This window comes from Actinomyces sp. 2119, assembly GCF_003591215.1.
GTDB lineage: Bacteria > Actinomycetota > Actinomycetes > Actinomycetales > Actinomycetaceae > Actinomyces > Actinomyces lilanjuaniae.
The window spans coordinates 127,145-151,686 of sequence record NZ_QYRR01000009.1 but is presented as its reverse complement, the minus strand read 5'-3'; the positions used below and the strand labels follow the sequence as shown (position 1 = coordinate 151,686).

The 24,542-nt window shown below is 70.6% G+C and carries 22 protein-coding genes; 7 read left to right on the top strand and 15 right to left on the bottom strand.

Annotated features, from left to right (window positions below; translation table 11 throughout):
- Positions 1-226 (bottom strand): hypothetical protein (locus D4740_RS11505; RefSeq protein ID WP_147392915.1); only part of this gene is annotated, 226 nt, incomplete at its 3' end.
- 324 nt (positions 227-550) lie between these two features.
- Here D4740_RS11505 and D4740_RS11500 point away from each other — a divergent pair.
- Positions 551-1,327 (top strand): exonuclease domain-containing protein, encoded by a 777-nt coding sequence (locus D4740_RS11500; RefSeq protein ID WP_119837079.1) that lies wholly within the window; start codon positions 551-553, stop codon positions 1,325-1,327.
- A 25-nt stretch (positions 1,328-1,352) separates the two neighbouring features.
- Here D4740_RS11500 and guaB read toward each other — a convergent pair whose 3' ends face one another.
- Positions 1,353-2,879 (bottom strand): IMP dehydrogenase, encoded by a 1,527-nt coding sequence (guaB, locus tag D4740_RS11495; protein ID WP_119837078.1) that lies wholly within the window; start codon positions 2,877-2,879, stop codon positions 1,353-1,355.
- A gap of 250 nt (positions 2,880-3,129) precedes the next feature.
- Between guaB and D4740_RS11490 the strand changes: the two genes are divergently transcribed.
- Positions 3,130-3,432: a WhiB family transcriptional regulator gene (locus tag D4740_RS11490; protein ID WP_119837077.1), complete on the top strand. Its 303-nt coding sequence runs from the start codon at positions 3,130-3,132 to the stop codon at positions 3,430-3,432.
- A 310-nt stretch (positions 3,433-3,742) separates the two neighbouring features.
- Here D4740_RS11490 and groES read toward each other — a convergent pair whose 3' ends face one another.
- Positions 3,743-4,039 carry a co-chaperone GroES gene (gene groES, locus D4740_RS11485; protein WP_119837076.1) on the bottom strand — a complete coding sequence of 99 codons (297 nt, stop codon included), beginning with the start codon at positions 4,037-4,039 and terminating at the stop codon, positions 3,743-3,745.
- Between the two features lie 437 nt (positions 4,040-4,476).
- Between groES and D4740_RS11480 the strand changes: the two genes are divergently transcribed.
- Together D4740_RS11480 and D4740_RS11475 are read left to right on the top strand one after the other, a co-directional pair.
- Complete coding sequence (locus D4740_RS11480) at positions 4,477-5,766, top strand: class I SAM-dependent methyltransferase (protein ID WP_119837075.1); 1,290 nt, start codon at positions 4,477-4,479, stop codon at positions 5,764-5,766.
- 139 nt (positions 5,767-5,905) lie between these two features.
- Positions 5,906-7,195, top strand: a complete 1,290-nt coding sequence (locus tag D4740_RS11475; protein ID WP_119837074.1) for a glutamate--cysteine ligase — start codon at positions 5,906-5,908, stop codon at positions 7,193-7,195.
- On the opposite strand, the gene tsaD is transcribed toward D4740_RS11475, so the two are convergent.
- The 11 genes from tsaD to glmS form a co-directional block, all read right to left on the bottom strand.
- A complete protein-coding gene (gene tsaD / locus D4740_RS11470; RefSeq protein ID WP_119837094.1) occupies positions 7,136-8,182 on the bottom strand; it encodes a tRNA (adenosine(37)-N6)-threonylcarbamoyltransferase complex transferase subunit TsaD in 1,047 nt (348 codons plus the stop codon). The genes D4740_RS11475 and tsaD overlap by 60 nt on opposite strands.
- A gap of 146 nt (positions 8,183-8,328) precedes the next feature.
- On the bottom strand, positions 8,329-9,099 hold the full coding sequence (locus D4740_RS11465; RefSeq protein ID WP_119837073.1) for a succinate dehydrogenase/fumarate reductase iron-sulfur subunit: 771 nt from the start codon (positions 9,097-9,099) through the stop codon (positions 8,329-8,331).
- Positions 9,096-11,138 (bottom strand): fumarate reductase/succinate dehydrogenase flavoprotein subunit, encoded by a 2,043-nt coding sequence (locus D4740_RS11460; protein ID WP_243106919.1) that lies wholly within the window; start codon positions 11,136-11,138, stop codon positions 9,096-9,098. Before D4740_RS11460 ends, D4740_RS11465 begins: the two co-directional genes overlap by 4 nt.
- A 19-nt stretch (positions 11,139-11,157) precedes the next feature.
- Entirely contained in the window at positions 11,158-11,940 is a 783-nt protein-coding gene (locus D4740_RS11455) for a succinate dehydrogenase cytochrome b subunit (RefSeq protein WP_119837071.1), read from the bottom strand.
- Positions 11,941-12,165: 225 nt separating this feature from the next.
- Entirely contained in the window at positions 12,166-12,642 is a 477-nt protein-coding gene (gene rimI / locus D4740_RS11450; RefSeq protein WP_119837093.1) for a ribosomal protein S18-alanine N-acetyltransferase, read from the bottom strand.
- A gap of 44 nt (positions 12,643-12,686) precedes the next feature.
- Positions 12,687-13,454, bottom strand: a complete 768-nt coding sequence (tsaB, locus tag D4740_RS11445) for a tRNA (adenosine(37)-N6)-threonylcarbamoyltransferase complex dimerization subunit type 1 TsaB (RefSeq protein WP_119837070.1) — start codon at positions 13,452-13,454, stop codon at positions 12,687-12,689.
- Between the two features lie 18 nt (positions 13,455-13,472).
- A complete protein-coding gene (locus tag D4740_RS11440) occupies positions 13,473-14,426 on the bottom strand; it encodes a hypothetical protein (protein WP_182911411.1) in 954 nt (317 codons plus the stop codon).
- 4 nt (positions 14,427-14,430) lie between these two features.
- The gene (gene tsaE, locus D4740_RS11435) at positions 14,431-15,102 is read right to left on the bottom strand and encodes a tRNA (adenosine(37)-N6)-threonylcarbamoyltransferase complex ATPase subunit type 1 TsaE (RefSeq protein ID WP_119837068.1); all 672 of its coding nucleotides are present in this window, start codon (positions 15,100-15,102) and stop codon (positions 14,431-14,433) included.
- A gap of 2 nt (positions 15,103-15,104) precedes the next feature.
- Complete coding sequence (alr, locus tag D4740_RS11430) at positions 15,105-16,454, bottom strand: alanine racemase (protein ID WP_259390820.1); 1,350 nt, start codon at positions 16,452-16,454, stop codon at positions 15,105-15,107.
- Positions 16,455-16,493: 39 nt separating this feature from the next.
- Positions 16,494-18,491, bottom strand: coding sequence for a bifunctional ADP-dependent NAD(P)H-hydrate dehydratase/NAD(P)H-hydrate epimerase (locus D4740_RS11425; RefSeq protein ID WP_259390819.1), 1,998 nt, complete (start codon positions 18,489-18,491; stop codon positions 16,494-16,496).
- 8 nt (positions 18,492-18,499) lie between these two features.
- Positions 18,500-20,392 carry a glutamine--fructose-6-phosphate transaminase (isomerizing) gene (gene glmS / locus D4740_RS11420; RefSeq protein ID WP_119837066.1) on the bottom strand — a complete coding sequence of 631 codons (1,893 nt, stop codon included), beginning with the start codon at positions 20,390-20,392 and terminating at the stop codon, positions 18,500-18,502.
- Between the two features lie 121 nt (positions 20,393-20,513).
- On the opposite strand from glmS, the gene coaA reads away from it, so the two are divergent.
- The gene (gene coaA, locus D4740_RS11415; RefSeq protein WP_182911410.1) at positions 20,514-21,503 is read left to right on the top strand and encodes a type I pantothenate kinase; all 990 of its coding nucleotides are present in this window, start codon (positions 20,514-20,516) and stop codon (positions 21,501-21,503) included.
- A 140-nt stretch (positions 21,504-21,643) separates the two neighbouring features.
- Here coaA and D4740_RS11410 read toward each other — a convergent pair whose 3' ends face one another.
- Positions 21,644-22,576 (bottom strand): aldo/keto reductase, encoded by a 933-nt coding sequence (locus D4740_RS11410; RefSeq protein WP_119837065.1) that lies wholly within the window; start codon positions 22,574-22,576, stop codon positions 21,644-21,646.
- A 101-nt stretch (positions 22,577-22,677) separates the two neighbouring features.
- Here D4740_RS11410 and D4740_RS11405 point away from each other — a divergent pair, with 101 nt between their 5' ends.
- On the top strand, positions 22,678-23,319 hold the full coding sequence (locus tag D4740_RS11405) for a TetR/AcrR family transcriptional regulator (protein ID WP_119837064.1): 642 nt from the start codon (positions 22,678-22,680) through the stop codon (positions 23,317-23,319).
- Positions 23,320-23,388: 69 nt separating this feature from the next.
- Complete coding sequence (locus D4740_RS11400) at positions 23,389-24,474, top strand: ketopantoate reductase family protein (RefSeq protein ID WP_259390818.1); 1,086 nt, start codon at positions 23,389-23,391, stop codon at positions 24,472-24,474.
- Positions 24,475-24,542 lie beyond the last annotated feature (68 nt).

Sequence of the window (24,542 nt, the reverse complement as noted above, 5' to 3'; positions counted from 1 at the left end):
CCAGGGTGTCGGAGTCCTCAGCCACCGGGTCCATCGCCGCGTACAAGACCTCCTGCTCAGGAGCCCTGTAGCACACCTGCATCCCCGCCCACGTCGACTTGACCGACTCCCCCGCCGCCCGCAGGTCACCCGCCCTCGTCTCAAGGTTGCTCGCAGCCGTGTCCAGCGACTCCACGTCAAACTCCAGACACGGGATCCTCGTCTCGTCAAACGGTGCCGCAGCCACGACGCCCCCTCGTCCTATTTCCTCGGCTTGCTGATGGCCACCCGCCCACACGGGCAGGCAGCCGGTACACCACCCCCAGGAGCCTGGTACACGGTGCCCATGCGACCACACCGCACGCTACCGACCCACCTACCGCCAAGGAAGGGAAACCAGGAGACCACAACGAGATCTGAGCATTCCTACAACTCCACCCTCCCCGGATGCTGCCCCTCCTCCTCAATCCCCCGCCGGGAGCGCCACAACATCGTGACCAACAGTGACCGTCAGCGACCAGCAGTAGCCTCCAGCGGCAGCAGCGTCGGCGGCCCGTGGCATGCTTGAGCGATGCGTACCGACCACGAGGACCACAGCCGCACGAGCCGCAGTCACCGACCCGGCTCGTGGACCGACGGCCCGCTGCTGGGCCTCGACACCGAGACCACAGGCGTGGACCCAGCCCGGGACCACCTGGTCACCGCCGCCCTGGTGTGGCGTGGACCAGCGACCGGGCAGGAGGCGCGGGCGCACCATGTGCGCACCTGGCTGGCGGACCCAGGAGTCGAGATCCCCGAGGCCGCGGCGGCCGTCCACGGGATCACCACCGAGCAGGCCCGCAGCGCTGGCAGCCCTCCGGCCCAGGTCCTGCGCGAGCTCACCGCCGAGCTGGTCACGACCCTGCGGGCCGGGACCCCCGTGGTGGTCTTCAACGCCTCATTCGACCTCACCCTCCTGGACCACGAGCTGGTCCGCCACCACCTGCCTACCTTGGAGGAGCAGCTGGGGCACCCCCCGGCGCCCGTGGTGGACCCCCTGGTCATGGACCGGGCCGTGGACCGCTTCCGCCGGGGCAAGCGCCGCCTGTCGGACCTGTGCACGGTCTACGGCGTAGGCGTCGAGAGCACGCTGCACACCGCGGAGGTGGACGTCACCGCGACCCTGGACGTGCTGGAGGCGATGGTCACCGCCCACCCCGTCCTGGCACGCCTGGAGGTGACCGATCTGGTCCCCTGGCAGGCTGCGGCCCACCGCCGCTGGGCCGAGTCCTTCAACGCCTGGCTGGCGCGCAAGGCCCCGTCCCGGGCTCCCGCCTCACTGGACTGGCCCCTGCAGGCGCCCGGCTGACAGGCGCTCGTGCCGCACCGCCCGCTCAGGCCTCCGGGCGGCCAGTGTAGTTGGGCGCCTCGACGGTCATCTTGACGTCGTGAGGGTGGGACTCCTTGAGCCCGGCGCTGGTGATGCGCACGAACTGGCCCCGCTCCTTGAGCTCGGTCACGCTACGCGCGCCAACGTAGAACATGGACTGGTGCAGGCCACCGACCAGCTGGTAGACCACGTCCGCCAGAGACCCGGAGAAGGGGACCTGCCCCTCCACGCCCTCGGGGATGAGCTTGTCGTCACCGGAGACGTCCGCCTGGAAGTAGCGGTCCTTGGAGTAGGAGGTGCGCCCGCGCGAGCTCATGGCCCCCAGCGACCCCATGCCCCGGTAGCGCTTCCACTGCTTGCCGTTGACGAAGACCAGGTCCCCGGGGGACTCGGTACAGCCTGCCAGCAGGGAGCCCAGCATAACCGTGTCCGCCCCAGCCACCAGGGCCTTGGCGATGTCGCCGGAGTACTGCAGGCCGCCGTCGGCGATCAGCGGCACCCCGGCAGGGGCGCAGGCACGTGCGGCCTCGTAGACAGCCGTCACCTGGGGCACTCCCACCCCCGCGACCACGCGCGTGGTGCAGATCGACCCCGGCCCCACCCCCACCTTGACCGCGTCCACGCCCGCGTCAATGAGGGCCTGGGCGCCCTCCCGCGTGGCCACGTTGCCGCCGACGACCTCAATGCCGCTGAAGGCGGGGTCGGACTTGAGCCGGCCGATCATCTCCAGCGCCAGCCGGGCACCCCCGTTGGCCGTGTCCACCACCAGGACGTCCACACCGGCCTCCGCCAGGGCGGTTGCGCGCTGCCAGGTGTCGCCCCAGTAGCCCACCGCGGCGCCCACCACGAGGCGCCCGGCGTCGTCCTTGGTGGCCTGGGGGTACTGCTCGGTCTTGACGAAGTCCTTGACGGTGATCAGCCCGGTCAGCCGCCCGTCCGGGTCGATGACGGGCAGCTTCTCGACCCGGTGCTCAGCCAGGAGGGCCTTGGCCGCCTCCCGGGAGATCCCCGTCGGGCCGGTCACCAGGCGCTCGCGCGGAGTCATGCAGTCGCGCACCGTCAGGACCGACCACTGGTCGGTGGGGACGAAACGCAGGTCCCGGTTGGTGATGATGCCCAGGAGGCTGCCGTCCTCCTCCACCACGGGCAGCCCGGAGACCTTGTAGTGGCCGCACAGCCGGTCCAGCTCGGCGATGGTGGCCCCGGGCCCGACCGTGACCGGGTCGGTCACCATGCCGGACTCGGAGCGCTTGACGCGCCTGACCTGCTCGGCCTGCTCCTCGATGGGCAGGTTGCGGTGCAGGACGCCGACGCCGCCCTGCCGGGCCATAGCGATGGCCATAGCCGACTCCGTGACGGTGTCCATCGCGGCGGAGACCAGCGGCGTGGCCAGGGAGATCCTGCGGGTCAGGCGGGAGGTGGTATCGACCTCGGAGGGGACGACGTCCGTGAGGCGTGGCAGCAGGAGCACGTCGTCGTAAGTCAGTCCGGTGGGGGCGTAGACGTCGGGGCTGGTGATCGAGTCGCTCACACGGGCATGGTAAGACGTCGCGCCACCCGTACGCACGTGCCCGCAAGGGCTCGGCGATCCACGCACACTGTCCCGACGGGGGCGGCTATCATGGAGAGAACATCTCTTTTGCACCGCGTGGTCGTTTTTCAATCATAAAGATGCAAAAAAATCTTGCCATTCGCTTTGTAGGATCCTACTGTTGTGCCTAGCCGCCGTGCCACGGGTACGGCACAGAACCCTGCAACTCGTCGTAAGGAGGGACGGTCCGATGCACGACTCCTCACGCTTACCCGGACCAATCTCGGCACTGTGGGAGTGGCAGTACCGGGGAGCCTGCTTAGGCATGGACTCAGCGGTGTTCTTCCACCCCGACGGGGAGAGGGGCAGCTCGCGCCGCAAGCGGGACGACGGCGCCAAGGCGATCTGTCAACGCTGCCCCGTCATCAACGAGTGCCGCGAGCACGCCCTGCGCACCCATGAGCCCTACGGGGTGTGGGGCGGCATGAGCGAGGACGAGCGCCGCACCTACCACGAGCACGAGGCCCGCCGCCTCGTCAGCACCTCCGCCTGACTCCGCACGCGGCCCTCACAGGCCCTTCACGGACACCGCGACCCGCGTACAACTGACCAGGTTTGACCAGTCCGGGCCGTCAGGGGCCGCCACGACCCGGCTACTACGGCAGAGTCCGCCAGGCGCAGCGGTAGGACGAAGGGGAGAAGCACGACACTGGTGCTTCTCCCCTTGCCACATGATGCTGTCACTGATGCCACTGACTGGCAGCCGGACAGGTGACTGCTACCGACCGACGTCGGCACGGCGTCACCGGTTACAGCGCCAACCAGTGCCAGCCAGCACCACGAGGGTCACGCGCCTGCGGGCGTCACCTGGTGACGACGGCGAGGACGTCACGGGCGGAGAGGATGAGGTAGTCCTCGCCCTCATAGGTGACCTCGGTGCCTCCGTACTTGGAGTAGATGACGACGTCGCCCTGGGCGACGTCGACCGGGACACGGTTACCGGAGTCGTCGACACGGCCGGGACCCACGGCCACGACCTTGCCCTCCTGCGGCTTCTCCTTGGCGGTGTCAGGAATGACCAGACCGGATGCGGTGGTCTCCTCAGCCTCGAGGGTCTGGACGACGATACGGTCCTCGAGCGGCTTGATGGAGATCGACATTGGGGACCTCCCCTTCTCGCTTCTCAGCGTGCGGTGGAACGACGTGTTCGCCCTCCACGGGAGCAGCTGGCCGCCGTCGCGGGAGCCGACCAGAGACAGGTGGAGCGCAAGTCGCAGATCGCGCCCACCACCCCCGACCGGGCCCAGCCAGAGCGGGAAGCGCCAGGACACGGCCTGCGCCTGGCCAGAATCTACGACGGTGTTAGCACTCAGTCAATGCGAGTGCCAACATGTCCTCCTGGTTTCGCCAACGGCGTCAGTCACCCGCTGGGCTGTTCCCGCGCTGCCCCCACACTGTTCCGTACCGCTTTCGGGGCGTCCTTCTACCTCACCTGCTACCTCACCTGCGCTGCTCCCCTACAGCCGTCCCATCACACCACCGCACCGCCCCGAGCGCCTGACCCGGCTGCGGGCCCGGCCGTGACATGATCACCCCGATGGCCACCTCCGACCTCGCCCTGCTGCTGACTCCTGAGGGGTGGGCGCTCCTGTCCTCCCTGCCCCCCTACGACCCCCAGCAGTCCCTGGCCCTGAGCCGCTCGCTACGGGAGGAGGGCCACGCCCCCGCCCTGGTGTCCGCGGCCCTGACCCAGCAACGGCTGCGCTCCCGGGCCACCGCCAAGTTCGGCCCCTTCGCCCAGACGATGCTCTTCACGCCCGACGGTCTGGAGCAGGCCACCCGCCTGACCGTGGCCGCCCACCACGCCGCACGCTACGCGGCAGCCGAGTCCGCTCGCGTGGCAGACCTCGGGTGCGGCATCGGCGGGGACGCCATCGCCCTGGCCGGCCTTGAGCTGCCCGTCCTGGCTGTCGATCGCGACGAGACCACTGCCGCCCTGGCCACGGTCAACCTCATGCCCTTCCCTCACGCCACTGTCCGGTGCGCGGACGCCCTGGAGGTGGACCTGGCCGCCGAGGGCGTCGACGCCGTCTTCGCTGACCCCGCGCGCCGCGCCGACGGCAGGCGGCTCACCAGCCCCGGGCAGTGGTCACCGCCGCTGGAGGAGGTCCTGGCCCTGCGCGGAAGGGTGGACGCCCTCGGCGTCAAGATCGCCCCGGGCACCGACCACGCCGAGCTGCCTCCCGACGCCCACGTGCAGTGGGTCAGTGTGGACCGCGACGTCGTGGAGGCCGCCGTGTGGTGCGGCCCCCTGGCTCCTGAGGGGCCGGGACGCTCCGCGCTGGTCCTGCACGACGACGGCTCAGGAGGCACCACCTCGCACCTGCTGAGCGATCCCGACGGCACCGACCCCTCGCTGCCTCCCGCCCAGCTCGACCCCGTCGTCTCCCTTGAGGACCTCGGCCCCCTCATCCACGAGCCCGACGGCGCCGTCATCCGTGCGGGCCTGGTGGCCCTGGCCGCTGAGCGCCTAGGGGCACGACCTGTCGGTCCTCGCATCGCCTACCTGACAGGCAGCACCCCGGCAGGTCCCGGGCTGTCACCCTTCCTACGCTCCTGGCACCTGCGCGAGGTCCTGCCCCTGCGTCTCAAGGCACTGCGCTCACGAGTACGCGCCCACGGGATCGGCAGCCTGGAGATCCACCGGCGCGGCGTGGAGGTCTCCCCGGAGGCGCTACGCGCCTCGCTGCGGCTGCGCGGGAACGCCAGTGAGACCTGGCTGGTGACCAGGGTCGGCAGCAGCGCCAGAGGAGTGGTCCTCGTCGTCGAGCCGACCAGCGCTGGACACCCAGTCCGCCCTGTCCCTGCGGACGACACCCCCCTGTGAGCCCCCTGTGGCGTCTCACCGCGCACCCGCCCGGCCAGCCGCTCTGGCCGGCACCGCCTCGCAGCCACCCCCGCCCCTCATCATTGACCCGCCACGTCTGACAACCCGTGACTCGTCCCGGTCCACCCAAGGAGAACCGATGTCCGTATCCCGCACCGCACCTCCTGCGCCTCCCGCTCCAGCCTGTGACGCGGCGGCTCGTGCGGCGGACCACCCGCGCCGCCACCGGCTGGCCTTCGCCTCCTCGCCCCGCTCCACCCTGGGCGTGGAGTGGGAGCTGGCCCTCATCGACCGTGACAGCCTCGACCTGCGTCAGTGCGCGGCGGAGGTCCTCGCTGCTGTCGGGGACGACCCGCACATCCACGGGGAGATGATGCTTAACACCATCGAGCTGGTCTCCGGGGCCCGCTCCACCGTGAGTCAGTGCATGGAGGACCTTGCCTTCGCCTTCGACCGGGTCCTGCCGGTGACGAACCCCCTGCGGGTGGACCTTGCCTCGGCTGGCACCCACCCCTTCGCCGACCCGCTGGTGCAGAAGGTCACCGACGCCGAGCGCTACGCGCGACTGGTGGACCGCACCCGGCTGTGGGGGCACCAGATGCTCATCTTTGGCACCCATGTCCACGTGGGCGTAGAGGAGCGTGCCAAGGTCCTGCCGATCCTCAGCGCCCTGCTCACCCGTACCGCCCACCTACAGTGCCTGAGCGCGTCCTCGCCCTTCTGGGCCGGGACTGACACCGGCTACGCCGACAACCGGGCCATGATGTTCCAGCAGCTGCCCACAGCCGGGGCACCCGAGCAGCTCGGCTCCTGGGAGGAGCTGGAAGGCTACACCGGCGACCTCATCCGCACCGGCGTCATCGAGGAGTTCTCGGAGATCCGCTGGGACGTGCGCCCCTCACCCCGTCTGGGCACGATCGAGGTCCGTGCCTGCGACGCCGCCACGAACCTCACCGAGCTGGCCGGGGTCGCCGCCCTGACCCAGTGCCTGGTAGAGGACTTCTCCCGCCGCCTGGACCGGGGCCAGGAGCTGGAGTCCATGCCAGACTGGTACGTGGCGGAGAATAAGTGGCGATCGGCCCGCTACGGAATGGAGGCCGTCCTCATCGTCAACGCCGCAGGCGAGGAGGAGCCGGTGGCAGACACCATTACGCGGATGCTGGCAGAGCTGGCGCCCGTGGCCGAGGACCTGGGGTGCGCGGCCGAGCTCGACGGCGTGCGTGCGACCTTGGAGACCGGGGCCTCCTACCAGCGCCAGATCGCCGCCGCCCACGCGGCAGGAGGCATGAAGGAGGCTGCGGTCAGGCTCCTGCTCGCCGAGGCCCGGGCAGGCCGCCCGCTGCGCCCCGCCGAGGTGCTCTCCTCCGCCTCACCGCACCACCGTGACGTCCAGCGGCATGCTGGAGTCGGGACCGAAGCCCATGGGTGAGGGGGGCAGGCCCGACCGCACTGCCGCCGCTCCCAGGGCCGCAATCTGTGCCCCGTTGTCGGTGCAGTAGCGCGGCGGCGGGATCCGCAGGTCCAGTCCCGCAGCCTCGCAGCGACGGGCGGCCAGCTGGCGCAGACGGGAGTTGGCGGAGAAGCCGCCCCCGACCACGAGCGTGTCACAGTCGTAGTCCAGGCAGGCCTGCACCGCCTTAGCCGTCAGGGAGTCGTTGACGGCCTCGGAGAACGCCGCGCACACGTCGGCCCGGCGGACCTCCTCACCGCTGCCCTGAGCGGACTCGACGTGACGGGCTACCGCCGTCTTGAGACCTGAGAAGGAGAAGTCGTAGCGGTGGCGCTGCCTGTCCTTGGCCGCAGCCAGCCCCCGGGGGAAGCGGACTGCAGTGACGTCCCCCTCACGGGCCAGCCGGTCCACGTGCGGTCCTCCCGGGTAGGGCAGCCCCAGAAGACGCCCGACCTTGTCGAAGGCCTCGCCTGCGGCGTCGTCCAGCGTGCCCCCCAGCTCCTCGACGTCGGCAGCAAGGTCGCGCACGCTCAGCAGGCTAGAGTGCCCGCCGGAGACGACCAGCCCCACAAAACGCTGCGGAAGCGACTCGCCTACCAGCCCGGCCACAGCCAGGTGCCCCACGACGTGGTTGACGCCGTACACGGGTACCCCCAGGGAGGCGGCCAGCGCCTTGGCAGCCGAGATACCCACCGTCAACGACCCGACGAGCCCGGGGCCGGCACTGACCGCGACCGCGTCCACCTCCTCCAGGTTGACTCCCGCCTGCTCCAAGGCGGAATCCAAGGTGGGCAGGAAGGACTCCAGGTGGGCGCGGGAGGCGATCTCGGGGATGATGCCGCCGTAGCGCGCGTGCTCCTCCATGGAGGTGGCCGTCACCTCGCTTAGGAGCGTCTCGCCACGCACCAGCGCCACGCCGGTCTCGTCACAGGTGGACTCGATACCGAGGATCAGGGGACTGCTCACGGCAGCCAGCCTAGCGCCCCGAATGCGGCGCGCACGCCCCGCCTGCTGCACGTCTTCAGCCTGCTACCCACACGGGTAGGCTCCCGCAACGCCGCGCATCCGGCGCTCCGGCCGGGTCGCCCGCCCTGACGATGTGCAGCAGGAGGTCAGTGGGCCTTCTGGCCCTTCCACAGGGCGTGGCCCAGGTCGCGGTTGAGGCGGGAGATGACCTCCAGAGGCACCGACTTGGGGCACACCGCCGCGCACTCACCGATGTTGGTGCAGCCACCGAAGCCCTCAGCGTCGTGCTGGCCCAGCATGCTCACCACCCGCGCCAGGCGCTCAGGCTGTCCCTGCGGCAGCAGGCCCAGGTGGGCGATCTTGGCGCCGGTGAACAGCATGGCCGACGCGTTGGGGCAGGCAGCCACACAGGCGCCGCAGCCGATGCACGCGGCTGCCTCGAAGGCGGCGTCAGCCTTCTCCTTCTGCACGGGCACGGAGTGGGCCTCAGGCGCGCCACCGGTGTTCACCGAGATGTAGCCGCCCGCCTGGACGATGCGGTCCAGGGCGCTGCGGTCCACGATAAGGTCGCGCAGCACCGGGAAGCCAGTGGAGCGCCACGGCTCGATGGTGATGGTAGAGCCGTCCTTGAAGGAGGGATCCTCCGAGAGGTGACGCATGTGCAGCTGGCAGGTGGTGGAGCGGATGGGACCGTGGGCCTGGCCGTTGATGACCACGCCGCACTGGCCACAGATCCCCTCACGGCAGTCCGAGTCGAAGGCCACCGGCTCCTTGCCCTCGGCAAAGAGCTGTTCGTTGAGCAGGTCAAGGACCTCCAGGAAGCTCATGTGCTCCTCGATGCCGCTCATGGCGTACTCCTCGAAGTGCCCCGGGGAGTCCTGGTTCTGCTGGCGCCAGATCTTGAGCTTGATGTTCACTTGTAACTCCGCTGCTTGAGCTCGATGTCCTTGTAGATAAGGTCCTCCTTGTGGAGGACCGGCGGCTGGTCGTCCCCGCCCCACTCCCAGGCCGCCACGTAGAGGAACTCGTCGTCGTGGCGCATCGCCTCCCCCTCCGGGGTCTGGGACTCAGCCCGGAAGTGCCCGCCGCAGGACTCCCTGCGGTGCAGGGCGTCAATGCACATGAGCTCGGCAAGCTCAAAGAAGTCGAGGAGACGACCGGCCTTCTCCAGGGCCTGGTTGAGCTCGTCGGCCTGGCCCGTGACCCGGGCGTCGCGCCAGAACTCCTTCTTCAGCTCCCGGATCTGCCTGATCGCGGTGCGTAGGCCCTCCTCCCGACGCTCCATCCCGCAGTACTCCCACATGATGCGCCCCAGGGCCATGTGGAAGTCGTCCACGCTGCGGCTGCCGCGCAGCGCCATGAGCCGGGCGATGCGCTCCTCGACATCGCGCCTGGCCTGGGCGATCTCGGGGGCGCCGGGGTCAACCTTGCCCAGGCGCAGCATGTCCGCCAGGTAGTCGTTCATCGTGTCCGGCAGGACAAAGTAGCCGTCCGCCAGCCCCTGCATCAGCGCCGAGGCGCCCAGGCGGTTGGCGCCGTGATCGGAGAAGTTCGCCTCCCCCGCCACGTACAGCCCGGGGATGTTGGACTCCAGGTCGTAGTCCACCCACAGGCCGCCCATGGTGTAGTGCACGGCCGGGTAGATGCGCATGGGCACCTCGTAGGGGTCGTCACCGGTGATGCGCTGGTACATCTCGAAGAGGTTGCCGTAGCGCGCGGAGACCGCGTCGCGCCCCAGGCGGCCGATAGCCTCAGAGAAGTCCAGGTACACGCCGCGACGCATCATGCGCTCGTTGCCGGCAGGGTCGCGCTCCTTGATCGCCGGGCCGACGCCACGTCCCTCGTCACACATGTTCTTGGCCTGGCGGGAGGCGATGTCACGCGGGACCAGGTTGCCGAAGGCCGGGTAGATGCGCTCCAGGTAGTAGTCGCGATCCTCCTCGGGAATGTCACGGGGGTCCTTGTCACAGTCCTCGGCCCTCTTGGGGACCCAGATGCGCCCGTCGTTGCGCAGGGACTCGCTCATCAGGGTCAGCTTGGACTGGAAGTCACCGGACTGAGGGATGCAGGTGGGGTGGATCTGGGTGTAGCAGGGGTTGGCGAAGTAGGCGCCCTTGCGGTGCGCCCGCCAGATGGCGGTGGCGTTGCAGCCCATCGCGTTGGTGGACAGGAAGAACACGTTGCCGTAGCCGCCCGAGGCCAGTACAACCGCGTCGGCCAGGTGGGTGTCGATGGCGCCGGTGACCATGTCACGCGAGACGATCCCACGGGCGCGCCCATCCACAACGATAAGCTCGACCATCTCGTGGCGGCGGAACTCCGTGACGGTCCCGGCGTGCACCTGGCGCTCCAGGGCCTGGTAGGCACCAATGAGCAGCTGCTGGCCGGTCTGGCCGCGGGCGTAGAAGGTCCGCGAGACCTGGACGCCGCCGAAGGAGCGGTTGTCCAGCAGGCCCCCGTACTCACGGGCGAAGGGCACCCCCTGGGCCACGCACTGGTCGATGATGTTGGCGCTGACCTCCGCCAGTCGGTAGACGTTGTCCTCCCGGGCCCGGTAGTCCCCTCCCTTGACCGTGTCGTAGAAGAGCCGATAGGTGGAGTCCCCGTCGTTGCGGTAGTTCTTCGCGGCGTTGATACCACCCTGGGCGGCGATGGAGTGCGCCCGACGAGCCGAGTCCTGGTAGAAGAAGACCTTGACGTTGTAGCCCTGCTCGCCCAGGGAGGCTGCCGCCGCGCCCCCGGCCAGGCCGGAACCCACGACGATGACGTCCAGCTTGCGGCGGTTGGCCGGGTTGACCAGAGCCGCCTCGAACTTGCGCTGCTCCCAGCGGCGGTCGATGGGCACGTCATGGGGGGCCTTGGTGTCGGCGATCTTGTCGCCCTCGCGGTACAGGCCGTCAACGAGCCCGTCCGTGGCGGCCGGATCGGCGGTCGTCATCACAGTAGTTGCTGTCATAGTGGTCACCTGCTCACTCTCAGTGGGACGATCCGATGCCGGCCTCAGCGGCCCTGGTGGCGTACTCGACGGCGTCCATCGGCGGCTCGGTCAGGCCGAGGAGGATGGCGGTGGGTACCGTGAGGAAGCCGATGAAGAGGGCGAAGGCGACGACGAAGGCCACAAGCCGGATGAAGGGGATGGTGGTGCCGCGCACCGCTCCCAGGGTCTGCAGGGCTGACCACACCCCGTGCCACACGTGCAGGCACAGGGCCACCAGGGCGACGGCGTAGACGAGCCACACCCACCACAGCTGGAAGCCGTAGTACATGTTCATATAGGCGCGGCCGTGCTCGTAGTGGCCGCCAGGGGTGATGTGCAGGGTGGTGAGCTGCAGGATGTGGAAGATGATGAACAGCAGCAGGATGACCCCGCCCCAGCGCATGGTGCGCATGGCGTAGCGGGAGGCGAAGTAGTCGGCCCCGGGCTTCTTCACCGCGTACCTGTCCGAGCCGCGCGCCCTCCTGTTACGCAGCCACAGGTCAAAGGCGCAGCCCGCGTGGATCACCAGGCAGGCAAGCAGCACAACCCTCAGGATCCACAGCAGCCCGCTGTAGGGCAGGAGCGGCTGGAGGAGGGTACGCAGCCAGTACGAGTAGTGGTCGAAGGCAATCTCACCCTCGAAGTAGTGGGTGTTGCCGTACATGTGCAGGAGGAGGTAGACCATGAAGACGATGCCGGAGAACGCCATAAGGCGCTTCCTGAAGACCGTGGTGAGGAAAGCGGTCCGCCTCGGCGCGGGACGAGCAGGTGTTTTGGCCACGGCCCAAGACTATCCAATGACTGGCAGCTTCTTGCCCTATCAAGGTCCTACTGGCCTCCCGGGACTGCCCGGCGACACGTCGCCTCCACCGCATCGTTGCAATGACGCGCCCGGCCACTACCGCGCCACCAGACCGGGCGGGGTCTCCCGCGCGCAGCGGGCGCCAACACTGCACACGCTTTTCGTGACACCACCATCAGGCAAATCTGTGACGCCGCCGCACTACTACACGACCTCGGCGCCGACAGGGCCAGTGGTCTCACGCAGCACCAGGCGCATGACCACGGCGTCCTCCTGCGGGTCGGCGTAGTAGCGGCGGCGGCGCCCGATCACCTCGAACCCGTGCGACTGGTAGAGCCGACGGGCCACGGCGTTGGACTCGCGGACCTCCAGCAGCACGGACCAGCAGCCCGCGCGGCGGGCGTCGTCAACCAGGGTGGTGACCAGGGTGCCCGCCAGCCCGCGGCGCCGGGCCCAGGGTGCTGTGGCCACGACCAGCAGGTCGGCCTCACCGGCACCGTCACCCAGGTAGGCACCCGCGTAGGCCAGGACCTCCTGCCCCTGTGCCGCCACGACGTAGCGCCGGTCCCCCCGGGTAACATGGGCGTCAAGCTCGCAGCGCAGGAGTCGGGGGCTCCAGGCCTGGGTGGCAAAGACCTCCTCCTCCAGCGCGGCGACCTGGGCCAGGTCAGCGGGGGTCATGTCCCGTACGCTCACGGGCCGGTGGACAGGCGAGTGCTCCTGAGTCACTGGCTGCCGCCACGGGCCGGTGGGACGTGGACGTCAGCGTAGCGCAGGTAGAGGGGGTCGGTAGGCAGCTGCTCGCCACGTGCCAGACGGGCCAGTGCCACACGCACCTGGGCGCGGCAGTCCCCGGAGACCGGGGTCAGGACCTGCCCCCCGCCCTCGGAGGTGGAGGAGAGGGAGGTGGGGGAGACTGAGGAGCGGATGACGGGGTAGAGGACCGCTCCCGAGCCCGCCACCGCGTCACAGCTGCCCAGGTCCCCCACGTCCTGGGGCGGGCACACGACGATCTCACCGAGCCGGATGACGTCGTCGGGGCCGAGTCCGCGGTAACGGGCGGCGTAGACCTCCCTGCGCCGGGCGTCGGTGGCGACCAGGACCACCGGGTCGACCACCGGGTCACTGACGGCATCGGCCCCGGTGAGGGCGTCCAGGGCCGCGCGGGCGACGGCATCCAGGCTGGGCACCCCGTAGACGGGGACACCGCGCGCCCGTCCTACTGTTCTAGCGGCGACAAGGCCGGCACGCAGCCCCGTGAAGGGGGCGGGGCCGGTAGCGACGACGACGGCGTCCAGCGCCGCGTCCCCGGCCTGGGAGTCTGTAAGCACCTGAGCCAGCATGGGCCCCAGGGACTCGGCGTGCTGACGGGCACTGTCCTGCGCCATGTGCGCCAGGACGACAGGGCTGGTCCCACCGGTACCGGTGGGACCAGGGGCGGCGAGGACAGCGACCTGGGTACCCAGCGAGGAGTCGACGGAGAGGATACGCACAGGAACAGCCTAGCCAGGCTAGTCCTGTAGGTGGTTGACGTGGCTGTCCGGAATAGTGTCCGAGCCCAGGGGCATCCTCTGGCGGGCCTGGCGCAGCGGCGCAGTCACCCTGCGCTCATGACGCACCGTGACGACTACTGCCAGAACCCCGACCGCGACGACGGCGAGCACCGGCCCCCACACCGCCCAGCCTCCCGCCCCAGCCTGCACCTGGGTCTGAGAGGTGGAGACCACGGGCTCGGCACCGTTGCGCTCGCGCAGGACCTGGCCGTAGTCGACCAGGCTGATGGGCCCCGCCAGCAGCGTGGAGGACACCTCTCCCAGGGCGACCACGGTCATGGCCCCTGCGGGCTCCACCGCGTACCAGGCAGCGACCTCCACGTCGTGGACGAGGACGGAGGTGCCCAGACCTGCGACGTCCTCGGCCAGGGAGCCGTCAAGGACGACGTCGTCGTCAACGACGCTGGCGGAGGCCTCGTCCACCTCCACTACGACCAGCCCGACGGGCTCCTCGCCGACGGCCGCCGCAGCCGCCCAGCTGCCGACGGGCACGGGGGCTGCTGTCGGCTCGCTGCCGTCAAGGAAGCCTGGCGCCCACGCGTGGACCGGCCGGACCTGGCTGATCTCGACCTCCGCCTGCTGCTCACCCGTGTGCTGACGCACCAGCGTGGCGCCGGCGTCGCTCATCCAGGTCTGCGCCACGTCCTCAGGGTCCGTGCCCGGCACAGCCGTGGAGGAGGCCGACTGCTCCTCGACCACGGCCGGGGACTCCTTCTGCGCAGGGCAGGGCACGCCCGGGGCTGCCGAGCCCACCGGTACCACTACCACCACCAGCACAGCCAGCACGACCAGGGCCGCAGGCAGCGGGTCCGCACCCGCCCGGGCCGGGTACGCGCGTGCGCCCGACAAGCGCCCTGCTGCCCTCTCCCGCCGGGGCGGGCGCCGACCCGTCCCGCGACTCACCGTGCTCACCTGCTCACCCCTCACCAGGTACCAGGTCCGCAAGGCTGACGCCTGCCCACCGCTGGCCCACCGCCCGCACGACGACCTCGCGCGGGTCGCGCGGGTCGTCGGTCCGCATGAGGTCACCCTGGAGCATGTCGCCCGGAGCCTTGTCGGCCCCACCGGTCACCTGACCCTGGGCGTCACCCGGCAGCCGCCGGGGGCAGGTGTGGTCCTCACCCCCCGCACGACGCCGTACCTCGATCTCCAGACGGCTGTCGCTGAGGGACTCGGCCCTGCCCCGTCCCCACTCCACCACGGTGACGGAGTCCTCCATGGAGGAGTCCAGGTCCAAAGCGTCAACCTCCTCCAGGGACTCCAGGCGGTAGGCGTCCACGTGGATGAGGTCCGGCCCCGTCCCGAGGGAGGGGTGGACCCGGGCAATGATGAAGGTCGGGGAGGAGACCCGGCCACGGACCCCCAGGGCCGAGCCGACCCCCTGGGCCAGGGTGGTCTTCCCGGCCCCCAGGTCCCCGCTAAGCAGGACCAGGTCTCCGCGGCGCAGCAGGGCAGCCAGGCGGGAGCCCAGGGCACGGGTTGCGTCGGCGTCCGCGGTAGTGACAGTGACCTGGGCGACCTGGGTGTCCTGGGCGACCTGGGAGGTCTGACGGGCCTGGGTGTCCTGGGAGGGCTGCCGGGTGCTCATACCTACTCCTCGCTGCCGGTGGGCTGAGCGTAGCCTGTCGCGCCACCCGCAGGGAGGTAGTACCGGGGGACCCGGGGTCCCAGACGGGTGACGATCTCGTAGTTGATCGTGTCGCAGGCCCGGGCCCACTCGTCAGCCGTGGGGACCGGGGGACCGTCCGGCCCCGGGGACGGCGCCCCCCACAGGACCGCGACATCCCCGGCTGCTGCCGGGGCAGGCACCGCGACCCCGTCCGGCCCGGCCGCCGGCCCCAGGTCGACAACGACCTGGTCCATGCAGACCCTGCCCACCACCGTGGTCCGGTACCGCCCCACCGACACCGGGCCGCAGGAGGAGGCGGCCCGCGGCACGCCGTCGGAGTACCCCAGGGGCACGACCCCCACCCAGCGGTCGGTCGGCGCCGTCCAGGTCCCCCCGTAGGACACGGCCTGGCCCGCTGCGATCCTCTTGACCAAGGTCAAAGGAGCCTCCAGGCGCATGGCCGGGCGCAGACCCAACTCCTGGCCGGAGACCAGCGAGGGGTCAGGGCTGAGGCCGTACAGGCCGATACCTGCACGGACCAGGTCCAGACGGGCCTGAGGGTGCCACAGGAGCCCGCCGGTTGCCGCCAGGTGGCGCAGCCGGGGCCGCAGCCCCGCCTGCCGGACGACCTCCTCCCCCGCCCGGAACCGCGCCAGGTGCTCCTGGGTGGAGCCAGAGGCGGGCTCGTCAGCGCGGGAGAGGTGGGACCACAGACCCACGACCACCAGGCCCGAGGCCTGCTCCTCCTCACGCAGCACGCGGGCCACCTCCGCCAGGTCCTCTGCCACGGCACCGCCCCGGGACATGCCGGTGTCGATCTTGAGGTGGACACGTGCCCTCACCCCCTGGGCGCGGGCACCGACGGCCACAGCACGCGCCTGGTCCACAGTGGCCACGGAGAGGTCCAGGTCCGCGTCCAGAGCCGCTCTCACCGACGAGCCGGGGCGCGCCGCCTCCTGCGCCGTCACGACCGGCAGGATCCAGGTCAGCAGCCGTGGAGCCCGGCTGGTGGGCACGGCGTCCGGGCCGGGCTGCGGGCGGGCCACGCCCGCCTCGTCCAGGAGGCGTCGCAGGTGGAGGGCCTCTGCCAGCTGGGCGACACCGAGCCAGGCGGCCCCGGCGTCCAGGCAGGTGGTGGCCACCGGCCCCAGCCCGTGCCCGTAGGCGTCGGCCTTGACCACGGCCATCCATGGCGTGCCCGCAGCCCGCGCGAGCACGGCGGCGTTGTGGGCCACAGCCCCCAGGTCCACCACGGCACGCGAGGTCGCGGCCGGGCCGTGCACGAGGTTACCGGCGCCGAGGGCGCTAGAGGGGGGCTGCCAAGTAGTCACGGCACAGATTGTCGCACCACTGTCCGACGTCCTCGAGCGTCACCGGGACCCGAGCACCAGCGTGGCCCAGGCCTCGGGTAAGGCGTCGGCCAGGTCCAGGGCGGCCACCGGGTGGCCCACCGGGCAGGCCGTCGAGCGGCCTGCGCCCCTGCCCTCCCCAGCCTCCCCGGCCCCGGGATCACGGCGCCGGGCGGCCACGACGCCCGCCTGCGCGTGCAGCCGCACTGCCGAGGAGACCACGGTGCCCACCACCTCGGACAGAGGCGGGCCACCTTGCTCAGCCCGGGCGGCCGCAGCAGCCAGAAGGGCTCCCAGCACTCCCGCCAGGACGTCACCGCTGCCCGCGGTGGCCAGCCAGCCAGGGGCGTCACGGACGCTGACCGCAGGCCTGCCCGGCGTGACCACCAGGGTCACCGCCCCCTTGAGCACGGTAGTGGCACCGGTCAGCCCGGTCAGCTCCTGCGCGGCAGCCAGCGGCTGGCGGCTGACCTGCTCCCGACTCCACGGCGAGCCCAGGGATGTCAGCAGGCGGGCAGCCTCACCCGCGTGGGGAGTCAGGACGTGCTCGGGGCCGCAGGCCAGGCCCTCGTCAACGAGACCGGGAAGCAGGGCCAGCGCCCCGGCGTCAATGACGGCAGGAGCAGCGCAAGTAGATACTCCGGTCCCCCTCGGTGCGCCAGCCCCCCTCGGCGCCCGGGCGCCACCGGGAGGATGCTCACAACCCACCTGCGCCAGCACCTGGCGCAGCACCTGGCGCAGCGCATAGGCACGTGGACGGTCCTGCGGCTCGGTGCCCGGACCGACGACACGTGCCTGGCAGCGTCCGGCACCAGGCACGACCTCCGGACGACGGGCCAACACCAGGTCCTCCACCCGCCTGGGCGCACTCAGCCGCACCATCCCGGCTCCCGCCCGTACCGCTGCCGAGGCGGCCAGGACCGCGGCTCCCGGGTAGCTGTGGCTGCCTGCCCACAGTCCCACGACGCCACGGGTGTACTTGTGGTCAGCCGGGCCGGGAGCGCGTAGAGTCGCCGACAGGTCGGCCCAGGAGGGCAGCACCGCGATCGGCTCCCCCTGCGGCACGGGCAGGCCGAGGTCGACCACTTCCACCTCACCCGCCAGGTGGCAGGCCGGAGGCAGGCACAGGGCGCCCTTGAGGCAGGTGAAGGTGACGGTGCGGTCGGCCGGGAGCACCGGGCCGGGAAGGGTCCCGTCGTCCGCGTCCGTACCGCTGGGAAGGTCCACGGCGACGACCCGCCAGCCGCGCCCGCGCAGCCCCGGGGAGCACGCAGGCGCACCTACCGCGGCCGGAGTAGCCAGGGCCGGGGCCTGGCCCCCTGTGCCCTCCCTCACCTCGCCAGCCTGCGAGAGGCCTGTGGTCCCGGCGTTCCCGGCAGAGTCCTGGGAGAGGTCCCCCGCTGTGTCCTCGCAGAAGCCCCCGGCGTCCCCGGCAAGCTCCTCGGTCACAAACGGGGCGACCAGGGCGGCAGCCTGAGGGCGCAACGGGCCGGCTCCTCCGGTCCCGGTCAGGCCGTCAAGGACAACTCCCCCCTCGCGCCTCACCAGGGTGATTGCTGCCAGCGCCTCCTCAGACAGCGGCAGGTCGGCAGGGTCGGCGCAGCCAGCAGGGCGCGAGGCGCTCGAGGCGGTGGCCTCCACCACCGCCACCCCGGTCTGCCTGGCCTCCTCCACCGCCCAGGGCAGCGGGTGTCGGGTGCCCAGCAGCGCGGTGACAGCACAGCCACGGCGCGCCAACAGGGCACAGGCCAGGAGCGTATCCGCCCCGTTGCTTCCTCCGCCGACAAGGGCCAGGACCCGGCCCCCGGCGACACCTCCCCGCACCCGGCGCAGCTCGGCGCGGCAGGCCCGGGCCACCGCGTAGGCCGCCGCCCGCATATACCGGTCGGTACCGGAGGTCAGCGCCGCCTCAGCGGCGCTGACCTCGGCCACGGGGTAGGCCCTATCCGGGGTGCAGGTGGACGAGCGGGTACGACGCGCGGCGCAGGAGCGGTCAGGAGACCTGGAGGGGACCGGCACGGCGGGCCTCACTCCACGGTGACGGACTTGGCCAGGTTGCGCGGCTGGTCCACGTCCAGCCCCTTGGCCTGGGCCAGGGCCGCGGCGAAGACCTGGAGAGGCACCACCGTGAGCAGGGGCATCATCAGCGTCGGGGTGGCGGGGACGCGGATGATGTGGTCGGCGAAGGGCTCTACGGCGGAGTCGCCCTCCTCGGCGATGACGATGGTGCGCGCCCCGCGCGCCCGGATCTCCTGGATGTTGGAGATGACCTTGCCGTGCAGGACAGGACGCCGCGGGGTCGGCACGATGACGAACACCGGCAGGCCCTCCTCCACCAGGGCGATCGGCCCGTGCTTGAGCTCTCCAGCAGCAAATCCCTCGGCATGGACGTAGGCCAGTTCCTTGAGCTTGAGCGCTCCCTCCAGGGCGACGGGGAAGCCCACGTGGCGCCCCAGGAACAGGAAGGAGGACTCCTGGGCCAGCCGGGCGCCCAGGTCACGGACCTGCGGGGCCTGCTCGTCGAGGACGCGCTGGATCGCGGCGGGCATGGCAGCCAGCCGTTCCAGGTAGTCGGTCACCTCGTCGGCCCACTTGTTGCCGCGCAGCTGGGCAAGGTAGAGACCCAGCAGGTAGCAGGCGGTGATCTGGGCCAGGAACGCCTTGGTGGAGGCAACCGCGACCTCCGGCCCGGCGTGGGTGTAGAGGACCGCGTCAGCCTCACGGGCGATGGTGGAGCCGTAGGTGTTGACGATAGCCAGGACCTTGGAGCCCTGCTCCCGGGCGTGGCGCACCGCCTGGATGGTGTCCATGGTCTCCCCGGACTGGGAGATCGCCACAGTGAGGGTCTTCTCGCTGACCACAGGGTCGCGGTAGCGGAACTCGTGGGCCAGCTCGACCTCCACCGGGACCCGGCACCAGTGCTCGATGGCGTACTTGGCGACGTGCCCGGCGTAGGCCGCCGTCCCGCAGGCCACCACAATGATCTTGTCCACGCTGCGCAGGACCGCGGGCTCGATGCGCATCTCGTCGAGCTGGAGCTCGCCGTGCTCGTCCACCCGCCCCAGCAGGGTGTCGGCCACCGCTGTGGGCTGCTCGTGGATCTCCTTGTCCATGAAGGTCTCGTAGCCACCCTTGACGGCGGCGCTGGCGTCCCAGGAGACCTCCCAGGTGACAGGCTCTACCGCCGCGCCGTCGCGATCCCACACGCGCACCTCCTGCGCGCTCAGCGCCAGGACCTGGTCGTCGCCCACCTCGGCCGCACGCCTGGTGAAGGCCACGAAGGCGGCCACGTCGGAGCCCAGGAAGTTCTCCCCCTCCCCGAGACCGATGACCAGGGGGCTGGAGCGGCGGGCCGCCACGATGGTGCCGGGCGCGTCGGAACTGAGCGCCAGCAGGGCGAAGGTACCCTCCAGCCGGGCGGTCACCGCGCGCATAGAGGCCACCAGCACGGCGGTCGCGTCGGCACCCTCCCCGGCCAGGGCCAGGCGCTGGCCGTAATCCAGGTCCAGGACGTGGGCGACCACCTCGGTGTCGGTGTCGGAGACGAGCTCGCGCCCGGCGGCCTCCACCTCCTCGCGCAGCGCGCGGAAGTTCTCGATGATCCCGTTGTGGACCACCGCGACCCGCCCGGCCCGGTGCGGGTGGGCATTGGCCGTGGTCGGCCCCCCGTGGGTGGCCCAGCGGGTGTGGCCGATCCCAGCGGTAGCAGGTGCCGGGGAGGACTCCTCCAGCCGCTCCCGCAGACCTGCCAGCTTGCCGGCAGCCTTGACCACGTCCAGGCCCGCAGGCCCGGCCAGGGCCACCCCTGCGGAGTCGTAGCCTCGATACTCCAGGCGGGACAGGCCGTCAAGGAGGACAGTCAGGGACCGGTCGGAGCCGGTCGTGTTCAGGGGGCCGACATGGCCAACAATTCCACACATACCTAGATGGAACCACGACCAGCCCTACGGTGCCAGCGACCTGGGCGAGACACCGGTGTGATCCGCGACAGCGCACGTGGCCCGACGTGCCCAGGAGGCGGAATTTTGCCAGACTGAGCCGGTGCCCCCGCCAAGCAGTGAGCCGAGCCGATGGCTGTCGCCCTACATCGAGCTGAGCCGCCAGCAGTGGTCAGCGCTAGCCTCCGCCACTCCCTTACCGCTGAGCCAGGCTGACGTAGAGAAGCTACGCGGGCTGGGAGACCCCATCGACCTAGCCGAGGTAGACGCCGTCTACCGCCCCCTGACCGCGCTGCTGCAGGACTACGTCGTCACCACACGGGAGCGCGCCCGCCGGACCTCGGGCTTCCTGGGGATCGACGAGCCCCCGACCCCCTTTGTCGTGGCGGTAGCCGGGTCGGTGGCGGTCGGCAAGTCGACGACGGCACGCCTCATCGCCCACCTGCTCTCGCGCTTCCCCGCGACGCCTCGGGTGGACCTGGTCACCACTGACGGCTTCCTGCTGCCCAACGCCACCCTGGAGGAGCGAGGGCTACTGACCCGCAAGGGGTTCCCCGAGTCCTACGACCGCCGTGCCCTGCTGGGCTTCGTGGCGGCGGTGAAGTCGGGAGCGCCCCGAGTGAGCGCCCCGGTCTACTCCCACACGGTCTACGACATCGTGCCCGGAGAGGTCATCACGGTTGAGCGCCCGGACGTCCTGGTGCTGGAGGGGCTTAACGTCCTCCAGCCCGCACCCCGCCTACGGCACGAGGCGGCCGCTCTCGGCTCCTCCTACCGTCCCCAGGCCCTGGCCATCTCGGACTACATCGACTTCTCGATCTACGTGGACGCCGACCCGGCCGACATCCGGCGCTGGTACCTGGACCGCTTCCTCACCCTCAAGCGCACCGCCTTCACCGACCCGCGCTCCTACTTCAGGCGCTACGCCGACGTGCCTGACGACATCGCCGTGGCGGCAGCCAGCAGGATCTGGGAGTCGGTCAACCTGGTCAACCTGCAGGAGAATATCGCCCCCACCCGAGACCGTGCCACGCTGGTCCTGCGCAAGGACGCCAACCACCACATGCGCGAGGTCCTGCTGCGCAAGGCCTAAGGTCTGAGGCGCCGGCAAGCCCCTGCCTGGCCCCCTCAGGGCCGACAGACAGCATCGCAGCCGCCCCGCACCGTGGCGCGGCTCCTGTCTCACGAAGCCGCGCCACGGTGCGGGTCAGTGCGGGTGACACGGGTGCGGGCTCAGAAGCGGCTGGCAGCGGCCACCGCGTCCAGGCGCTCCACCTGCTGGGGCGACAGGCGCACGGTGGACGCCCCCAGGTTGCTGCGAAGGTTGTGCGGCTTGGTGGTACCCGGAATGGGCACCACGTCCTCCCCCTTGGCCAGCAGCCACGCCAGCGCCACCTGCGCCGCGCTCGCCCCGACCTGGTCAGCCACCTCCTGGACCACGGCCACCTGCCGCATGTTTGTCCTCAGGCCGTCCCCGCGCCACCGCGGCATGAACCGCCGGTAGTCCAGCCGTCCCAGGCGCGTCGTCGACGAGGGATGACCGGTGAGCATGCCCTGCCCCAGGGGGCTGTAGGCGACCACGCCGATACCCAGCTCGCGGGCGACGCCGAGGACCTGGTCCTCCACCTTCCTGCGGAAAAGAGACCACTCCATCTGGAGGGCGGACAGGGGGTGGGTCGCGTGTGCCCGACGGACCTCCTCAGCGGTGGCCTCGCTCACCCCGAGGTAACGTACCTTACCCGCCTGGACGGCCTCGGCCATCGCCCCGATGCTCTCCTCGACCGGGACCTTGGGGTCGACACGGTGCAGGTAGTACAGGTCGATCCAGTCCGTCCCCAGACGTCTGAGCGAGTCGTCCACCGCACGCCGGATCGTCCTGGGCCGCCCGTCACGCCCGGTGGGGATCCCGAAGACCGGCAGCGAGGTCAGCCCGGTCTTGGTCGCCACGACGACCTCGCTGCGACGACGCCCCAGCGCCTGCCCCAGCAGCCTCTCATTGTTGCCGTGACCGTAGGAGGCGGCGGTGTCAAACAGGGTGACGCCCTCCTCCACGGCCAGAGTGATGGTCTGGCGGGCCAGGCCCGGGTCCGCGTAGCCGTACGCCCACGACATGCCCAGGCACCCTAGACCGATGTCACTGACCTCCAGCTCTCCCAGGTGCCGCATACTAACCTCCTCATAGAATGCGAGTACTTGCTCGCAAAGCAGGTTACGGGCGAACAACGGCGCTCGCAAGGCCTGGGCACCGGTTCCGATACGCTCTCAGCATGCCCTCCACGCCCCCCGCCACCGTGCCAGCCGCCAGCCGCCAGCCGCGCCGCCAGCGGCGCGGGCTGGAGAGGATGGAGCACATCCTCGACGCCGCGACCACCGTCATCGACCGGGTCGGCTACGAGCGCACCACGACTAACGCCGTCGCCGCCGAGGCGGGTATCTCACCCGGGTCCCTCTACCAGTACTTCTCGAACAAGGACGACCTGCTCTCCGCGCTGTGGGCCCGCTACGTCCACGAGCTGAGCACGGTCGTGGGCAGCATCGACCTGGAACGGGCGGGAGACCGTGCAGGCATGACGCTGGAGGAGCTCACGGAGCGGCTGGCCGGGCCGATCCACGCCTTCAAGACCGCCAACCGCGCCTTCGCCCGGCTGGCGCACAGGGCGGCCCAGGACGAGGAAGGACCTGCCGCAGCCCGCCAGACCATCCGCGAGCTGCGAGACCGCTTCGTCGAGGTGCTTGCCCAGCGCAACCCGGACACGGAGCACGCACGGCTGGAGACCGCCGCGGCCATGGCCTTCGAGCTGTTCCGCCCCGCCGTAGCGGTCGACTCGGTGACCGGTGACCCCGCCCAGGACCTGGCCGAGGTCAAGCTGGCCATCGTCTCCTACCTGCGGGGCCGGGGGGTGTCCTGACCCCAGGACGGGGCCTCTAGCCACGGCGACTGAAAGCGGCCTGAAACCGCCGAGCCTCAGGCTTGAGGCATGACGACCCGCAAGCATCAGTACCCGCACAGATCCATGGACGTCCTCGTCATCGGCCTGGGAGTCATCGGGACGACGTACGGCTACCTGTTCCACAAGGCAGGCCACGACGTCGAGCACCTGGTACGTGGCTCCAGCCCGAGGGCCGGCACCACCTCGTTGGAGGTCGACCTCCTGGACGGGCGCAGGGCCCCGAGGGGGACTGCCTCGCGCGACAGCTACGAGGTCCGCCCTAGGACGCACGAGCGCTACGACCTCATCGTGGTCAGCGTCCCCTACAAGGACGTGGCCACCGTGATGCAGGACCTTGGCACGCTCGGTGTGGAGGGTCCCGTCCTCCTGTGCGGAGGCTTCTGGGGGGAGCGCAGCGAGCTTGAAGAGCTCACCTCCGGCCGTGGGACCGTCCTGGGCTACCCGGTTGCGGGAGGACGCATGAGGGACGGCGTGCTCAGCTGCTGCGTGTTCGACCACTTCATGCTGGAGCGCGAGGACACGGCCCGCCTTGACCACCCTGACAGCCCTGACAGCCCTGACAGCCCTGACGGCTACGGGAAGGTCGAGGCGCTCTTCCGCTCCTGCGACATCGCCCTGGAGCACCCCCACGACATGCTGGAGTGGACGTGGCTGCACATGGCCGTCAACGCCGGCGTGGTGTCAGTGGCCGGGGTGTACGGTGATACCAACGACACCGCTGCGGCCGCGGAGAAGATGATGGGGTCCTCCACCATACTGGCTCACGTGGTCAAGGCCGTCCGTGAGGCCTCAAGGATCGTCGAGGCTCGCGGCGTGGAGCTGAGGAGGTACCGCGGGGACCTTCTCCCCTACCGTCTTCCTGCCGTGGTGTCGGCGCCCATGATGAGACGCATGTTCTCCCGCAACGTCCTGACTCGCAGGATCATGACGCTGCACACCAACATGGCGGATCTGCTGGCCGTGTGCCGTGACGTCTACGAGTACGGCAGGCGCAGCGGCGTGAGCGCGCCCGTGTTCTACGAGGCCTACGAGACCACTCTCGCCAAGGTGCGCCAGGCACCGTCAGCGCCGCCGACGTCGGCTGAGCCGCCCCGGGGTGCCTGGTCATCATGACGCCCGCCGCCCCCGCAGCCGTGGTGCGCCACCAGCGCGCCACGTCCTGAGGCCCCGGGGCCGTCCCG

Coding starts and splice junctions, on each gene's coding strand:
- D4740_RS11410 (WP_119837065.1), bottom strand. CDS start 22,576: ATGCGGCACCTGGGAGAGCTGGAGGTCAGTGACATCGGTCTAGGGTGC.
- rimI (WP_119837093.1), bottom strand. CDS start 12,642: ATGACCCCCGCTGACCTGGCCCAGGTCGCCGCGCTGGAGGAGGAGGTC.
- D4740_RS11480 (WP_119837075.1), top strand. CDS start 4,477: ATGGCCACCTCCGACCTCGCCCTGCTGCTGACTCCTGAGGGGTGGGCG.
- glmS (WP_119837066.1), bottom strand. CDS start 20,392: ATGTGTGGAATTGTTGGCCATGTCGGCCCCCTGAACACGACCGGCTCC.
- D4740_RS11400 (WP_259390818.1), top strand. CDS start 23,389: ATGACGACCCGCAAGCATCAGTACCCGCACAGATCCATGGACGTCCTC.
- D4740_RS11500 (WP_119837079.1), top strand. CDS start 551: ATGCGTACCGACCACGAGGACCACAGCCGCACGAGCCGCAGTCACCGA.
- tsaE (WP_119837068.1), bottom strand. CDS start 15,102: ATGAGCACCCGGCAGCCCTCCCAGGACACCCAGGCCCGTCAGACCTCC.
- groES (WP_119837076.1), bottom strand. CDS start 4,039: ATGTCGATCTCCATCAAGCCGCTCGAGGACCGTATCGTCGTCCAGACC.
- D4740_RS11460 (WP_243106919.1), bottom strand. CDS start 11,138: ATGACAGCAACTACTGTGATGACGACCGCCGATCCGGCCGCCACGGAC.
- D4740_RS11490 (WP_119837077.1), top strand. CDS start 3,130: ATGCACGACTCCTCACGCTTACCCGGACCAATCTCGGCACTGTGGGAG.
- D4740_RS11405 (WP_119837064.1), top strand. CDS start 22,678: ATGCCCTCCACGCCCCCCGCCACCGTGCCAGCCGCCAGCCGCCAGCCG.
- D4740_RS11475 (WP_119837074.1), top strand. CDS start 5,906: ATGTCCGTATCCCGCACCGCACCTCCTGCGCCTCCCGCTCCAGCCTGT.